The sequence below is a fragment of the Acidicapsa ligni genome (genome assembly GCF_025685655.1).
Taxonomy (GTDB): Bacteria; Acidobacteriota; Terriglobia; order Terriglobales; family Acidobacteriaceae; genus Acidicapsa; species Acidicapsa ligni.
Genome location: NZ_JAGSYG010000002.1, coordinates 987305 through 1004464 on the forward strand (window position 1 = coordinate 987305; position 17160 = coordinate 1004464).

Genomic DNA, 17160 nt, shown 5'->3' on the forward strand with positions numbered 1-17160 from the left:
ATCAAAGCTCGATCTCCTCTCGTTCCTGATCGAGCGTCGGTGTAGATGAAGCCGCCCCTGAGGCCCAGGGAATAGTCCGCACTAACGTAGCCATTTGAGAAGGTGTGGGTGCTTCAAAGACCATGCGCAGTGGAAGGTCGATGCCAAATCGTTCGCGTATGCGAGCCATCATTTGCGTACCCAACAGCGAGTGGCCGCCAAGCTGAAAAAAGTTATCCTGTGTGCCGATGTGGTCGATACCCAATAGATCCTGCCAGATCGCAACGAGTGCAAGCTCCGTTTCGTCGGCAGCCTCTATGTATTCCGTTGTCAGGGCTGGTCGCGGATGAAGCGTCGCAGCAGTGTTCGTCGATATCCGTTCTTTAACCTGATCAACCGACTGAATGTACTTCAGCAGTTGATTTAAATTACGCGTAGAAATGACAACTTGCGGAGTGGGATAAGAAAGCAAACGTGAAAAAATATCAGCGGCATCCTGATCGGAAATTCCCTCTACTTGTGCATCTTCACGCAAGCCTGCACGCAGCAACCGCTGTGCAAAATCAACAGCCATGCCGCTTTCACTCCATGCATCCCAATTCTGAGCAAGCACCCTGGTGCCTTTGGGATCATCATTCGCCAGCGCAAACGAGTCCAGATACGCGTTTGCCGCGCCATAATCTGTAAGGCCGATTGAGGGTGCGATTGCGCTGATTGAAGAGCAAAGCATGACCAGCCCAGGTTTATGTTGCTCATGAATCAGTGGCAATATCCATTCAACTCCATGTACCTTCGGAGATAGAACCGCCATAGCATCAGCGCGAGACTTGCTCTGCAACATACCCACACCCGGAATGCCGGCAGCATGAATGATGCCGAATAAGCCTCCAAACTTCGTGCGAGCAATGTGAACAGCGTGCTGCATCTGTGCTGAGTTCGATACATCCGCAGTTACGACGATCACGTTGCCACCAAGCTCGCGGATCATCTCAATTGCTTGTATGCGATTCTTCAGCGGCGCTGGCGTTGCATTCGAAGTGAGAAGCTCCGGCCACGTGTGCGGTTCAGGAAACTCGTTTCTGCTGGTAATAACAAATTGCGCTTCATACTTACTCGCGAGATAGCGAGCCCAGGCAAGCCCTATTCCACCAAGTCCGCCAGTGATAAGAAAGACCGCCTTGGCGGGAATGCTAACGCTCAGAGGAAGATTCGCAGGCAAATGCAGAGCATCATAACTCGGGATCCATCGATTGGACCCGCGCCACGCAACAGCCGAGTTACCTGCATTGGAGGCCAGCTCGGTCTTCAGTTGTAACTGAGCAACGTCAGCAGATACAGCAAAGTCGAGATCGATCAAACGATATCCAATGTTAGGGCAATCAATCGGAAGCACGTTGCAGAATCCACTCAACATGCCGGATTTCGGATCGCACTCGCCATCGCCAAAGACATCAAAGCCGCCACGTGTAAGCACATTCAGTTCAATCGTTCGAGTTGAACTTATATCCGATATCGTCTGTGCAAGATACATGAGACTGAATATGGAGTAGTCCAGAGACGAGTCCAGTCCCGTTTGAAATGCCTCACCAAGCGCATATGCATGAACAATCCGTTCAGGCCACTTTCCATTGGCTAAAATCTTGTTCAGCAGTGTTGTATAGTCACCACGTTCGGCTGGATTGATCTGATATTCCGTAGCTGAAAGTTCTTGAAAGTGTGACCCTGACAAAACACGAATCGTGTGACCAAGAGGCTCAACGGCTTGTAGTAAAGGATGGATAAATTCGTCGCCTGATCGAACAAAAAGCAGGCATGCCTTATCCGCGCCAAGAGGCAGACGAGGAGCCTGAGCAACAGGGACGCTTCGTTTCCATGATGGCAGGTAGAACCAATCAGCGATATCTGAAGTCTTACCGGGAAGTTCGTTTCCCGTGGCCACCGGCAGGTTGGTTTTCGCCCTGGCGCTTATCCAGTATCGTTGTCGCTCAAAGGGATAGGACGGCAGCGAGGTCTTACATGGCCTGCCATTTTCGTAGAGTGCGTCCCAATGAATTGAAGCTCCAGTCAACCATAGTTGTCCCACAGCTTCGAGCCAATGCTCGCGATCATCCTTTGTCTTAAGTGGATGCCTTATGGATGATAGGGCTTGTACGCCAGCCTCCCTGCCAAGATGATCACGCAGCAGAGTAAGTAGCGTTTCTCCTGGGCCTGCTTCAAGATATAACGAATGACCAGAGTTATGGAGCTGCTCCGCGCAGTCAGCAAAGCGAACCGCATTACGCAAGTGATTGACCCAGTAGTCAGGACTTGTAGCTTCAGATGCCGTAATCCATCTGCCAGTTAGATTGGATACGTAGGGAATTGACGGCGCTTTAAGATGTATCTTCGCAACGAGCTCTCTGAAGGGAGCAAGCGCAGGCTCCATCATTGCAGAATGGAATGCATGTGAAGTACGCAGACGACGAGATGCGATTTGTTTCGTTTGCAAGTGTTGCTCAAAGGCGCTAATCGCATCCATCGTGCCTGAGACGACAGTGTTCTTGCGAGAGTTGGCAGCAGCAATTGAAATGCCTTCCGAAAGCAATGGCAAAACAACAGATTCAGCAAGAGGGATAGCAAGCATCGCTCCCTCAGGAAGCGATTGAATCAGCCGCCCGCGAGCAGCAATCAATGCAAGCGCATCCTCCAATGGAAAGACTCCAGCAATGCAGGCAGCAACATATTCGCCGACGCTGTGTCCTAACATCGCCTCGGGCTCAATGCCTAAAGTCTTCCACAGCATGGCCGTCGCATATTCAATTGTGAACAGCGCAGGTTGCGTGATCCAGGTCTGGTTCAAGAGATGTTGTGCAGCTTCTTCACCATCGATCTTTGGATAAAGAACGGTTCTTAAATCGAGCCCAAGATGTGGCTCAAGCAACGCAGCGCAGCGATCAATCTCGTCTCTGAAAGCGCCGCTGCTCTGATAGAGCCCAAGGCCCATGTTGATGTATTGAGACCCTTGTCCTGTAAATAGAAAAACAACACCAGTGCGATTTGTTGCTTCGCTTTCCTGGTTTTTGGAGACAACAGTTTGAAGCTGCTGCTTCAAATCTTCAATACTCTTCGCTATCACGAAGCGACGTTGCGCGAATGAATGTCGGCCCGTCTGCAGCGTATACGCAACCTCTGACAGGTTCGCGTCCGGAGTCTTTTCGAGATGCGTCGCCAGCGCGAGCGAAAGAGCATCTATAGCGCCCGTGCTACGAGCAGAGAGAGCAATCAATTGCGATGAAGTATTGCTGCGCGACTGCGGCTCACGCCACTCTTCCAGTGACACGTGAGCATTCGTGCCGCCAATGCCGAATGAACTGACACCCGCGCGGAATGCCTCAGTGCCTTCATAAGCAGTGAGCTTCGTGTTGACGTAAAACGGAGTCTGCGCAAAATCGATATGTGCATTCGGCCGCTTGAAATGCAGTGTTGGCGGTATCATGCGGTGATGCAGTGTTAGCGCCGCCTTGATCAGTCCCACAACGCCGGCTGCTGTATCCAGGTGGCCAATGTTTGGTTTCACTGACCCAAGACCGCAAAACTGTCGTTCGCCTGCGCACTCGCCAAAGGCCTCTGTCAACGCTGCGACTTCAATCGGATCACCGACTTCAGTTCCCGTTCCATGCGCCTCGACATAGCGAATGGATTCAGGTGTGAAGCCCGCCATCTCAATCGATTTGCGAATGACAAGACTCTGCCCTTCAATGCTCGGCGCAGAATAACCCACTTTTGCCGCGCCATCATTGTTGATAGCCGCACCGCGAATCACCGCATAGATACGATCGTTATCGCGTACCGCGTCCGATAGCAGCTTGAGAACTACAACACCGGCTCCGCGTCCAGGGACGGTCCCCGCAGCATCAGCATCGAATGCTCGGCAATGACCATCAGGAGACAGGATCATTCCCGGCATATACATATAGCCTGCGTTTTGCGGAAACTGAATAGAAACTCCACCTGCCAATGCCATCTCGCACTCACCGCGCAGCAGGCTTTCAAATGCCATCTGCACTGCTACAAGCGAAGTAGAGCAAGCGGTCTGAACATTGATTGCCGGGCCTTTGAGATTGAGTTTGTATGCCACGCGCGTAGCAAGAAAATCCTTATCGTTGCCCAGCATCACCTGGTAAGGGCCCACTGACTCAAGCAGCTCTGGATTGGAAAATAGATTGATGGCGCCATACGTATTCATGCCCGAGCCCGCAAAGACGCCGACAGGTCCGTTATGAACGCGAGGATCGCAACCAGCATCTTCCAGTGCTTCCCACGCACATTCAAGGAAGACGCGCTGCTGTGGATCAATGATCTCCGCTTCACGCGCGCCAAATCCAAAGAACGAAGCATCGAAGGATTCAGCATCTTCGACCACGCCGCCAGCTCGCACATACGAGGGATTCGTCAGCAGGCTCGCAGGCACTCCTGCATCGAGCAGGTCTTGATCGGACGCGAGTGTGAGCGACTCTACGCCTGCGCAGAGATTCTGCCAATATTGCGTTACATTGCGCGCCCCAGGGAATCGCCCTGCGAGCCCAATAATAGCAACGGCAACATCCCGTTTTTGATGGGTAGCTGGTTTCATTTACTCCGACCTGTATTTGCTCGCCGTTCGATGTTGGTTTAAGAAATATTACGAAACGGTGGCGATTTGTTTGATGCTTGCTTGATGGCTTTCGAGAAAATCAGCCAGACTTCCAATAGTTGGATACTGGAAAAAATTGATGAGAGTCAATCGCGAATCAATCTCACGCCTGAGCCTCTCATGCACACGCACAATCAGAAGTGAATGCGCACCGAGATCAAAAAAGTTATCGGTCAATTCCAGATGTTGCAGGTCAAGCATTTCGCGAAAAACCTTGGCAATCGACTCCTGCAGCGGCGTCAAAGTCTCCGCGGGTCTTCGCTTTGTATCACTATCCATCTGTGCTGGGATCGCCAGTGCTCCGCGATCCAGCTTGCCGTTCGGCGTTCGTGGAAATTCATGCAACAAAACAATGCGCGACGGTACCATGTACTCCGGCAATAGTTGCCGCAGCGCATTCCGTATAGCCCCTGTATCCTGGCGAGTATCATTCGTGACCAGCCATGCAACAAGGTGCTTATCGTCGCCGATTTCACGCAACAACACAACGGAGTCCTGGATCGATGGCTGTTGCCGAAGCACGCTCTCAATCTCGCCCAATTCGATGCGGAATCCACGAAGCTTGATCTGATGATCCAGCCTTCCGAGAAATTCGATCAGTCCATCTCTTCGATAACAAACCAGGTCGCCCGTGCGATAGAGACGAGCTCCGGGCGTAGCGCTGAAAGGATCATCAATGAATCGCTCCCGAGTTAGCTCCTCGCGATTCAGATAGCCTCTCGCCAACCCATCGCCACCAATCAACAATTCTCCGGCAACACCGATAGGAACCGGCTGGTACTGCGCATCCACAATGTAGAAGGTCGTATTCGCTATCGGATGCCCAATCGGAATCGCATCTTCTGTTCTTCCCGTAAGACGAAGAGCAGAAGACCAGATCGTCGTCTCCGTAGGACCGTACATATTCCAGACGCTCTCAGCATGATTCAGTAGAGAATTGGCAAGCCCGGTCTCGAGCGCCTCTCCGCCGCAGAGTATCTTCAGGAGCGCATCGCCCCGCCAACCGGCACTTAGGAGCAACTGCCACGTTGCAGGCGTCGCCTGCATCACCGTGGGGCGAATGCGTTCGAGGTCGTCCATGAGGGAAACAACGTTGCCCGGCTCAAGCGCGATACAGACCGTGCCACCAGTGAATAACGGCAGATATAGCTCAAGGCCCGCAATATCAAAAGAGATAGTAGTCACGGCGAGCAACACATCGTCACTCGTGAAGCCCGGCTCACGCTGCATGCTTTCGAGAAAGTTAAGCAATGCACCGTGCTGGATCTGAACACCCTTGGGTCGTCCCGTCGAGCCTGAGGTAAAGATGATATAGGCAAGACTATCGGGCGTAACGCGCGTTTCGAGATTGGCTAAAACGTCCGCTTCCACATCTGTTCGCAGTTCATCGAGGCAGAGCACATGAGCGCTCGTTTCCGGGAGAGATGCCCGCAGATGCGTAGAAGTTAGAAGCACCTTTGGCTGCGCGTCATCGAGAATATCTGCGATACGATGCTTCGGATAAATCGGGTCAAGCGGAACATAAGCTCCACCCGATTTCATCACACCAAGCAACGCCGCCAGCATATCCGTGGATCGTTCCATGTAGAGTCCGACAAGGACTCCGCTGCTTACGCCAAGAGATTGCAGCGTATGAGCAATCTGATTCGCGCGCTGGTTTAGTTCGTTGTATGTCAGTGAGTTTGCGCCCGCAATGACAGCGATGCGGTCAGGAGCAGCCGCAACCTGCGCCTCAAATTTTCCATAAAAGCAGACGTTGCTTTCATGAGGCGCGGCAGTCGCGTTCCACTCTTTCAGAATTTGCAGACGCTCATCAGTCTTGAGCAAAGGAATCGTGTCGATCGGCTGATTCGGATCGCTGTGGATAGAGTCAAGCAGCGTTAGAAAATGCCCTTGCAGCTGTTCAATTGTTTCGCGATCATACAGATGCGTGTTGTATTCAAAATACGCGCGCAGCGTCCCATGACGCGGATAGACTTCCACTGTTAGATCAAAGCGAGCTGTGCCTGCGTCGAATTCAATCGCAGTAATCGCCAGGCCGCTTAATTGAAGATCTTCGAGTGGAAAATTCTGAAGTGAGAAGATCGTTTGAAACAGCGGCGAATGCTCTGTCGTGCGCTCTGGACGCAGAGCCTGCACCAGTCTTTCGAACGGAACATCCTGATGTTCATAAGCGCCCAGGGTTACGTCGCGTACCCGCGCTATCAGCTCGCGAAAAGTAGGGTTTCCTTCGAGGCTTGTGCGCAATACAAGATTGTTCACAAAGAAGCCGAAGAGCCCATGCATCTCGCTTCGATTGCGACTCGCCGAGGGAGTGCCGACCACAATATCGTTCTGCCCTGAGTAGCGATACAGCAGCACGTTAAAGGCTGCGAGCATGAGCATAAATAGCGTAGAGCCCTCTTGACGCGCGAGCTGCTCTAACGCCGTGACCGTCTCCACTGGAATGACCATCAGGAGACGATGCCCATCGGAACTTTCAACCTGTGGCCGACGATGATCGGCAGGGAACTGAACTACAGGAGGTGCGCCTGCGAGCTGCTTCTTCCAGTAAGGAAGTTGCCGGTCCAGCTCTCCGCCATCGAGCCATTTTCTTTGCCAGTCTGCGAAGTCCGTATATTGAATTGCAAGCGGAGCGATCGTAGATTCCGTGCCCTCAACCGCATGTCGGTAAAACTCCGCAAACTCGCGAATGGCAATGCCGAGCGACCATCCATCGGAAATGATGTGATGCATTACCAGCAGCAATGCATGCGAGTCCGATCCAAGCTTGATGAGCGTTGCGCGAAGCAGTGGTCCCTGTGCGAGATCAAAAGGCACACGTGCAGCCTGCCCGATCCAGGACTGCAACTCGCACTCTTGTGCTTCTCCAGTAAGCTGCGTCAAGTCAAGCGTTGAGATCTTCCAGTCCACTTGATCCTGAATGATGACTTGCGGCACACCGTCCACTTGGATAAAGGACGAGCGCAGCGTCTCATGCCTCGCAACAATCGAAGCGAGCGCGATTTCAACGGCATCCAGATGCAGCGGCCCCAGCAAACGCATTGCAGTTGGAATGTTGTATGCGGGACTCGTCGGATCGAGTTGCGTAAGAAACCAGAGCCTCTGCTGCGCCAGCGAAAGCGGTAATGGATTATTCCTATCAAAAAGACCGATGCCAGAGCCACCCGCACGAGCAGCTTCCCTCGATGAGCGCAGGAAAGAGATCAACTCCTGCTTTCGTTCTGCAAGCTCCTCGCGCAGCTCGGTAGTCAAAACCCCCGTTGGCGCGCTGCACTTCAGCTTTTGGCCGTCCAGGGTCAGCACGATTTCCTTGGCTCGCAGATCGGTGAGAAACTCGACGATGGTTTTCATGCCCATATCTCATCTTCCACAGTGGGCACAAAATCCTCATTGCGATCGTCGCGATCGGAAAGGGAATTCAGCAGGGCATGCCTCACCGTGTGTACGAGCCTATCGCGGCAGGAGGCCAGAAAAAAGTGATCTCCGGGCAATGTATGCGCAGTGAAAGGGGCGCTTGAATGCTCAGCCCACGCTGCCATCGCCTCTGCAGTTACAACCGGATCATGCGCTCCCACAAACGTTGTGATCGGGCAAGCAAGCAGTCGCTCCTCCACATACCTGTAGCCCTCGTAAGCGGCAAAATCCGCACGCAGAGTAGGCAGAAAGAGCTGCATCATTTCAGGATCGTCAAGAATCGCTGCGGGAATGCCAGAATAGCGACTCTGAATTGCATCGATAAATGCCTTATCCGGCAGGTGCCCAAGCGGAGGCAGAATCCTCTCCAATTGCGGTGCGCGAGCCGCGCCCACGAACAGATGCGCAGGCCCCCGCTGCCCATTCCGTCTAAGCAAACGAGCTACCTCAAAGGCCACGAGAGCGCCGAGGCTATGTCCGTAAAAGCAGAACGGCCTATCATCTAGAGTCGTCAGTGCAGCAGCAATCTCCTGCACCATTTCACTAACGTGATTCAAGGGAGTCTCAAGAAACCGTGCGCCTCTGCCGCGCGACTGAATCCAGATCACCTCAACCTCAGGCGCAAGTAATTCCGGCCATCCAAAGAAAGCCGAAGGAGCACCGCCCGCGTATGGAAAACATAGCAGGCGCATCTTCGCATTCCCCGCAGCAGGGATCGCAGACCGCAAAGCCTTCGGTCGAAGCAGGCAACGGGGTTCCGTATGCTGGATCAAACAGAGTCCTTATCGAGCAAAATCAGATTGAGCAAAGTGAAACAGGGTTGAAGCCGATCCTCACGATGATATCGGTTGCCACCATAGTTAAGCCCATCCCACAAAAGTTACAGGATGATCTCTACTCGTTGCTCAGACTGGTCCAGACATTCCGTAAGTTTCTGTGCGAGGATGCTCACGCTTGGCTCAGCCAGCACCTGCCCGTGATCGCCAGGAATAGGAAAAATTTCCACTCCATCGGCAGCCGTTTCTCTCCAGCCCAGGTCTTCCGGCAAACGCCAATCATCTTCGCCAGTGGCGCGAAACAGCGTGACTCGCCCCTCGTACGGCAGCACCTGGTAGTTCATCGCAGCAACCAGGTTGATGTCGCGAATGCTCTTCATCGTAGATGTAATATCGACCCTGCCTCTCGTCGCCGAGATGGAGTAGATCATACGCAACCACCGGCTCTTGAGCCGATTCTTCAGGTAAGCCAGCTTGCTGGCCACACCCAGTTTGCGCGTATGCAGGTAGACAAGGTGGAGACGGTTATAGATCCGCAGATGCAGCGGCCCGCGATTCGGCAACCTTCGCATATAGCTCGGCTGCCATGTATCCAGCATGCCCAGCAACCCAACCACTTCGCCTGAGGCACGAAGCTGTTGCGCCATCTCGTAGGCCACGAGCCCACCAAACGACAATCCCAAAAAACGATACGGACCATGAGGCTGCACGCGGCGCAGTTCGCGAATGTAGTACGCAGCCATGTCCTTGAGTTGCAGCAGCGTCGGTGCGTTTCGCTGCAGCGCCTGCGCCTGGATGCCATAAACCGGCTGATCCAATTGCAGCCGCTTCACCAGCCCAAAAAATCCAAGAACATTTCCGCCTACGCCATGAATCAGAAATAAAGGAGGCCGCGTTCCCTGGCTTCGAATCGGCACAATCGACCAGTCCTCCGCCGAAGCCTGTTTCAACTGGATAAGGTCGGCCATTCGCCCAACAGTTCGAGCGTCAAACAAAGACGGTGCGGCCAGGTCGATTCCATACCGCTCTTTAACCTTTGCCAGCAGGCGCCCGCCCAACAGCGCATCCCCACCAAGGCTGAAGAAATCGTGATCGGCATGCACATGCTCAATCCCGAGAACTTCCTGCCACCATCCGGTGAGAGTTCGCTCTAGATCGCTCCGAGATCGGTCATTCAGATCGATGAAGGCAAAACTGGACATAGTTGAGAAACCCGTTCTATCTGGGAAAACAATTACAAAGCAACTACCTTATTCTACTTACAGAACTTTATGATCTCCAGACAAGTATAAATATGCAAAACAAGACTACTTTTCGAAATGGGACGAAGATGAGATTCGGGAATCCATTATCGAAGTAGTAAACAAGGTAACCATATTCAAAAGAAACATCACGGATACCAGCACCAGCGTCGGGATGAATGCCTCGATGAATATTCGATGAATGACGGATGAGTGCCGGTCGATCCGAGAACAGCCAGCGATGCTACGATTTCGACAGTCATTCCTCCCGGTCAATCTTCTGACCAAAGGCGATGGTCAGAAATCACTTAACGCATAGGCGAATGCTCTGGCTTAGCAGCCTATTTTCAATGTAGGCTTAGGTACACCAAACAGACTACTTGCTCGTTTCTCTAATCGTTCCTTGGCTTCCGGGCCTTCATTGTATTTGTGTCTCACCCCCCATAATTGAGAGTCAAGTGAAGAACCCCAAAAGCACCTATTTCGAGGAAAAGGCCGCCGAGTACCTTGACCGCATTAGCGATTGTTATGTCTACGACAGCGCCAGCGGGCTCTATCATCACCAATCCGAGAAAGATAAGAATCAGTGCACAGATAAATCAAGAGAAAATAACGCCCTAAGTCCGTTTTGGGTGAATGTTCCCAGAGATCGGGTTGTCCTTCGCATTTCTATTGCTACCCTTTGTGCCGTCTTTATCACAGTTGTCTTCACTGGCATGCAGTGGCTTGAGGCGAATCGAAGTGCCAAGGCCACTGAACGTGCGGTCTATGAATCGTGTAGAGCCTCGCAGGTATCCCGGGGGGCGTTCATTGAATCCATCCAAGCAGCTTGGGATACTCATTCTGCCTCCGTTGCGAATACTTATCAAACTATAGTCGCCACAAAGTCTGAAGCCGCATATGTGATTCCATCTACAAAAGAGTCCTTGGAATTTATTCCGGGAGGCCCAATCCAAGCTGCTTTTCAACTTAAAAATATCGGCAAGAGTGCCGCCAAAAATGTCATCTTCAAAGCCAGAACGGTTTTGGTAAATACCACCGCCACTCCTCCATTCGTTTATCCTGAGGGGATGACCGCATCCGTTGATACCCCTCGACTTCAGGAAGGGGCCGGACCAATTATGGGGATTTCGAACGATATTCTTGTTCCCGTGCGAGACGGGAATGCCACTCACATTGCAACTGCCGATGACCTGAAAGACTTTTCTGAAGGACGAAAGGACGTTCTCGTTTTCGCTCGTGTTACCTACGAGGATTCTCTTGGCGTTCGGCATTGGGTGCAGCTCTGTCATACGTTTCCCCCAATAATCAATCGCGCCGATAAGAAACAACTTCATTATGAATGCATTCACTACAACAAAGAAGACAGCAATAGCGCGATGCCAACCGCAAGCTCTATGCCAATCGTTCCTGTATCGGTTCCAGAGATCACGTGTACTGCCCCAAAACAATGACCTGATGTAAATTAGTGCTGTCCTGTCATTGTTATTTATTAGAGCAATTGGCTACGTTGACTAACCCCAAAGGAGTGTGGCTATTTTCTTGCGCCTTACCTGATGGCCTGAGAGGATGGCTGAGCGAGTATCGTAAGGACAGAGTACCTAAGCGGGTCTCGGGTCTCTGTAGAGCGTGTGGCAAGAATCCGTACGCCCCCATTTTTAAGGATTGAAACTCGCTTTTACGCGATTCGCAAATGGCTTTCGATCGATGGATCGATAAATAGATCGATCCATCAGGCAAATTCGTGTAGGCAAATTCGTGAAAAGCTGGCCAGTGAAATCGCAAACAGGACTATCGACATGAGCCGCAATTCCCGGAGAAGGAAATTACAACTTCAGTGAGCGCCACCAGTTTCTCTTTCTCTCGAATCGTCCTGTACACCGGTTTTGCCGCCACTGGAGTCGCCATGGCTCTACCCGGCTCCGTCCTGCCCGCGCTTCTGGTCCAGTGGACGCTCGCCGACAGCCAGGCCGGACTCCTCTTCTTTCTAGGCTGGCTGGGCTCATCGCTTGGAGCACTTCTCGTACGCGGCTCCCTGGTTCGATCCCTTGTCCTCGGCACATCGCTCCTGGCAACCGCGTCTTTTGGAATGGCCTTCGGTTCGCGAACAAGTTGCTTCGTGTGGATGGCCATCTTCGGAGCCGGCCTCGGCGCCACCATGACCGCCATCAGCCTCCTGCAGGCTGCCCGCCACGCCCAGCATCGGGGCATCGAACTAAACCGTCTCAATCTCTTCTGGGCTCTGGGAGCATGCACCTGTCCTTCACTCGCCGCACACTCTCTCCGCATTGCAAACATCCGCGGAATCTTCAGCGCAGTCGGTTTCTTCTTCGCAGCTCTTCTGCTCTGGGTTCTGGTCATGGAACGCGATCAGCCCGTAGCCAGCCAGCCGTCTCGTCTCGCAGCAACCTCCGCCGGGCCAACCTCGTGGCTATCAGGCCTCACTCGATGGCCGCTTCTCATCATTCTTCTCATGTTTCTCCCCACCGGAATCGAAAGTGCAGTCGGCGGATGGATCGCTGCCTATGTCCAGCGCACGCAGGAGACAATCGCCACCACCGTCACCGCCGGCTCCTGCTTCTGGGTGGGAATGCTCTGCAGCCGCACGCTCAACTCGACCTTCCTGCTCCTGCGCCGTTCCGAGCGTTTTGTCCTTGGCCAAAGCATGATCACCATCGTCTTCGGAATGGCTCTCCTGCTCGTCAGCAAAACCAGCCTCGGCATCCTGCCTGCCGTCTTCCTTACCGGATTCGGTTTAGGCCCTGTCTATCCGTTGCTCCTCGCTCAGGCCCTCCAGTATTCCGAAAACACCGTGATTTTTTTTATTGCCGGTTTAGGTTCCTCTTTCCTGCCCTGGCTCACCGGAGTCGTCTCCACCTCAGCTTCTTCTCTGCGTACCGGCCTCTTCGTTCCATTCGCCGGATCGCTGCTGATGCTGGCTCTGGGCCTTCGCCTGCTGGCAAAACCATCGTTGCCTCCGCCTCACGCTGCTTCAAAATAAGCATCCCTCCGCGCCGCAAACCGCGCAGACAGGGCTGAAATTAGCCCGACGCAAATGCAACGCTTTTCTCTGGTTTTGGGCATCTGATCAACATGTACTGTAGTGCTCTTGACGATCGTTAATCGGCGGTGTTATCTCTGGTATCCATTGCGCAATCGCTTGCGCACGAACCGGCTTAATCCTCAAAAGGGATAAATGCCGCTCCTCGGTTCGGCACCAAATAAGGCTCGTAGGGCTGTGTAATCGATTCAATCATCGAGACAGCCCGTGGCAACCAGTTGTTCTGCTTTGGAGGCAATATGAACTTGAAATTTAAGATAAAGTGGCAAATTATGCTCGCGGCCATCGTCGTGATGATCGTTGGAGCGCCGCTCGCACAGGCACAATATCGTGCCTCGATTCAGGGGGTCGTGACCGATACCACCGGGGCTGTAATTCCAGGCGCAAAGCTCACCCTCACCGATATCGGCACCAACGGCAAACAGGTCCGCATCAGCGACGCCAGGGGCATCTACAACTTCAACGCCCTGCCCGCCGATACATTCAGCCTCGTCGTCGAAAAGAAGGGCTTCCAGAACCAGGTCCTCGATAAGCTGCAACTGATTCCAGAGCAGGCCAACGCAGTCAACGTGCAGTTGAGCGTCGGAGCCGATTCGCAGACAGTGACAGTCGATGCCTCGACCAGCCCTGCTATCGATACCGAGACCGCAAACAACGGGCGAACCATCACAGAGAATGAGATTCAGCATCTGCCCGCATTCCAGCGCGACGTAACCAGCCTTATCCAACTCGCCCCCGGAGTTCAGGCCGATGGATCGCAGTCCGGCGGCGGCGGCGGCTTCCAGGCCCCCGGCACGCAAACCGGTGCATCTTCCGGCGGTGGCGGCAATTTAGGACATTCAAGCAGCATCTTCGCAACGGAAAACGGCGCCTCGGCAAATGCCAATGGCGGCCAGTTTGAAACCAACGGCTACACCGTAGACGGCATCAGCACCGTGAGCGCGGTCTGGGGCGGAGCAACGGTCATCACCCCCAGCGAGGATTCAGTCGGTAACGTCAAGGTTGTCACCAATGCCTATGACGCAGAAAATGGCCGGTTCTCCGGCGCGCTTACTGAGATCACCTCGAAGAGCGGCACCAACGACATCCACGGCAGCTTCTTTCTCCAGGTCAATCGCCCAGGACTGAACGCGTATCAGCGTTGGAATGGCCCTTCATCGGTGCAGGCCTTTGATCCGAAAACCGGAATCAAGCTCACCCCCTCGGAACGCGGTCTCCTCCGGGACTCCGACCGCTACAACCAATGGGGCGGCAGTATCGGTGGGCCAATCTGGAAAAACAAAATCTTTGCCTTCTTCAACTACGAGGGCCAAAGCCAGAACGTCTTAGCGACCGGCACCGGATGGTTCCCGACTGCGGCGCTCGCGGCACTCGCTCCAACCAACAGCCTCGCCTCAACGTATCTGTCGTTCCCCGGAGCAGCCGTTCTCGGCACAGTGATTGGCTCTGCAACCTGCAACGATGCCGGACTAACCGAAGGCGTCAACTGCCGGACCATCGCAGGGCAAGGTTTGAACATCGGCTCGCCGCTTGCCACTCGCCTCGGGACGCAGGATCTTACCTACGTCAGCAACGGCACACCCGGCGTTGGAAATGGACTTTCCAACACAGCGGATATCGCCCAGTACAGCACAAACAATCCAACCAGCAGCGACTTCAAGCAGTACAACGGCCGTCTCGACGCCGATGTAACCAGCAAAGATCACGCCAGCTTTGCAATTTACTGGGTTCCAGCCACCACCACAACGCATAACGGTGGCCTCGGATATCAACTCTTCAATCACTCGCAGATCAACGATGCCTTCTCCGTGATCTGGAATCACATCTTCTCTCCGACCTTCCTGAACGAGGCTCGTGCCAACGCAGCAGGCTGGCGTTACAACGAGCTCAACGGCAATGCTCAGGCTCCATTCGGTCTGCCCCAGGATAGCGTCACCGAAACCGGAAGCATTACCCTCGGTAACCTTGGCGTATCAGCGCCTGCTCATCTGGACCAATGGACCTATGGCTACAAGGACGTTGCAACCAAAGTTCTCCATTCGCAGACGATGAAGTTCGGTGTTGATTTCACCCGGCTCTACTACTTGAATGATCCCGTCGGAACCCCAAATTACAGCTTCTACAACCTATGGGATTTCCTGAACGATGCGCCTGAAGCAGAAGGCGGCAATTTCCAGGCGACCACCGGCATTCCCGGCGGATTCCGCAATGACAATCGCGAAAACATCTTCGGCGTCTTCTTTCAGGACGACTGGAAAGTCCGTCCCAATCTAACCCTGAGTGCCGGACTTCGCTACTCTTACTTCGGACCGCTCACCGACAAGGACGACCACATGGGCGTCCTCTCCTTCGGCAACGGTTCCGACTTTCTGACAGGGATCAACATCCGCACCGGCATCGCTGCCTGGACGGCACAAAAGCTGAACTTCGGACCGCAGGTTGGCTTCAACTGGAGCCCGCTTTCCTCCAATGGAAAGCTGGTTTTCCGCGGTGGTTATGGCCTGAACTACAACCAGCAACAACTCGCGACGGCCAACAATTACGACGGCAATCCGCCGGGAACCAGCTCTCTCCCAGGTTCAAGTAAGAATCCGACGCAGATCAATCCGAATATCATCTACGCCATCTCCAGCAGCCCGACCGATCTCTTTGGTTATCCTGCCAACCCAAATGCCATCACAGCATTTAACTCCAATGGTCTGCCCGTGACAGGCGCTGCAAATCTAGGCGGCTTGCCCGGTCACATGCCTACCGAGTATTCCCATCACTATTCGATCGACATGTCGATCGATCTCGGACATGCATGGGTCGCAAACCTGGGCTACGAGGGTAGTTCCAGTCACCATACCCTCTATAACTACGACGCCACGGCTCTCGGGCAGATCATGGGTGCCCCGCAGAATCCTCTCGTCAACAGCGTCAACACCTTCGGCAGCCAGGGCAAATCCAATAACAACATGATGCTCGCCGGAATCAAGCATCAGTTCTCGCATACCTTCTCTGCGGAAGCTCAATACACCTGGGGCCACAGCATGGATACCGACTCGGGTCCATACGCACGTGATCCCTATTTGTACAATCCCAGCTTCTCTTACGGGCGTTCGGATTTCGACATCAACCAGTCCTTCAAGTTCTTTGGTGTCTGGCAGCCGGTTATCTTTCATGCCAATCACAACTGGGCTGAGAAGGTCGCTGGCGGATGGTCCTTCAGCGGTATCCTGACCCTCCACACCGGCTATGGTTGGACCCCGCTGTATCAGGAGCCACACCAGATCTATTGCAATACCTGCAACTATGGATTCTCAAACCTGCGCCCCATCTATCTTGGCGGAGCTGGCAATAGCACCAGCAATAACGCATTCAAAACCGGCAGCAACTTCCCCAACAAGGGAGCCTCTCACACCGGCACCAACCAGGATGAGTTCCTAAACAACTACTTCCAGGTTCTGAACTACGCGAGTGCCATCACCGACACGCCTGGACAGACAACCAACAACTTCATCCCCGCACCGGGAATCGATCGTAACTCGTTCCCCGGCCCCGGATACAGAAACGTCGACTTCACTGCCTCTAAAGCATTTGGTCTGCCCAACGTGCGTATCCTGGGCGAGAGTGCGAAGATCGAAATCAAAGCCAACATGTTCAATGTCTTCAATCTGTTGAACATCAACCCCAGCAGTCTCGCAACCAACGTGGAAAACTCAAATCTTGGCCAGGCATCAAGCGCACTTGGATCCAGAACCATCGATTTCCAGGCCCGCTTCAGCTTCTAAATAGTTCCACGCATCCCAAATCGCACAGCAAAAATGGCCCGGAATTATTCGGGCCATTTTTGCGCATTCAAGAAATCAATTGCAGAGAATTAGCCGCAACAGTCGCACAATGAAATCGACGTCCACCTCAGCCCAGAGCCGCTGCAGCTACCGTTGCCCTTAGCCTTTGCTTTTGCCCTTAGCCTTTGCTTTTGCCCTTAGCCTTTGCCGTTGCTGCTGCTCTTGCTGTTGCTGTTGCCGC

The 17160-nt window shown here is 53.5% G+C and carries 7 protein-coding genes; 3 read left to right on the forward strand and 4 right to left on the reverse strand.

Annotated features, from left to right (window positions below; genetic code table 11):
* Window position 1: 1 nt before the first annotated feature.
* The 4 genes from OHL19_RS10440 to OHL19_RS10455 form a co-directional block, all read right to left on the reverse strand.
* A complete protein-coding gene (locus tag OHL19_RS10440; RefSeq protein WP_263357602.1) occupies window positions 2-4591 on the reverse strand; it encodes a type I polyketide synthase in 4590 nt (1529 codons plus the stop codon).
* Between the two features lie 48 nt (window positions 4592-4639).
* Entirely contained in the window at window positions 4640-8005 is a 3366-nt protein-coding gene (locus OHL19_RS10445) for a non-ribosomal peptide synthetase (RefSeq protein ID WP_263357603.1), read from the reverse strand.
* Window positions 8002-8760, reverse strand: a complete 759-nt coding sequence (locus OHL19_RS10450) for a thioesterase II family protein (RefSeq protein WP_263357604.1) — start codon at window positions 8758-8760, stop codon at window positions 8002-8004. The genes OHL19_RS10445 and OHL19_RS10450 overlap by 4 nt, the downstream gene beginning before the upstream one ends.
* A 188-nt stretch (window positions 8761-8948) precedes the next feature.
* A complete protein-coding gene (locus OHL19_RS10455) occupies window positions 8949-10046 on the reverse strand; it encodes a thioesterase domain-containing protein (protein WP_263357605.1) in 1098 nt (365 codons plus the stop codon).
* Between the two features lie 497 nt (window positions 10047-10543).
* Between OHL19_RS10455 and OHL19_RS10460 the strand changes: the two genes are divergently transcribed.
* The 3 genes from OHL19_RS10460 to OHL19_RS10470 all read left to right on the forward strand — a co-directional run bounded on the left by OHL19_RS10460 (window position 10544) and on the right by OHL19_RS10470 (window position 16919).
* Complete coding sequence (locus OHL19_RS10460; protein ID WP_263357606.1) at window positions 10544-11539, forward strand: hypothetical protein; 996 nt, start codon at window positions 10544-10546, stop codon at window positions 11537-11539.
* A 383-nt stretch (window positions 11540-11922) separates the two neighbouring features.
* Window positions 11923-13086 carry an MFS transporter gene (locus OHL19_RS10465; RefSeq protein WP_263357607.1) on the forward strand — a complete coding sequence of 388 codons (1164 nt, stop codon included), beginning with the start codon at window positions 11923-11925 and terminating at the stop codon, window positions 13084-13086.
* 299 nt (window positions 13087-13385) lie between these two features.
* Window positions 13386-16919: a carboxypeptidase regulatory-like domain-containing protein gene (locus tag OHL19_RS10470; RefSeq protein WP_263357608.1), complete on the forward strand. Its 3534-nt coding sequence runs from the start codon at window positions 13386-13388 to the stop codon at window positions 16917-16919.
* Window positions 16920-17160: the final 241 nt, after the last annotated feature.

Coding starts and splice junctions, on each gene's coding strand:
- OHL19_RS10440 (WP_263357602.1), bottom strand. CDS start 4,591: ATGAAACCAGCTACCCATCAAAAACGGGATGTTGCCGTTGCTATTATT.
- OHL19_RS10445 (WP_263357603.1), bottom strand. CDS start 8,005: ATGAAAACCATCGTCGAGTTTCTCACCGATCTGCGAGCCAAGGAAATC.
- OHL19_RS10450 (WP_263357604.1), bottom strand. CDS start 8,760: ATGCGCCTGCTATGTTTTCCATACGCGGGCGGTGCTCCTTCGGCTTTC.
- OHL19_RS10455 (WP_263357605.1), bottom strand. CDS start 10,046: ATGTCCAGTTTTGCCTTCATCGATCTGAATGACCGATCTCGGAGCGAT.
- OHL19_RS10470 (WP_263357608.1), top strand. CDS start 13,386: ATGAACTTGAAATTTAAGATAAAGTGGCAAATTATGCTCGCGGCCATC.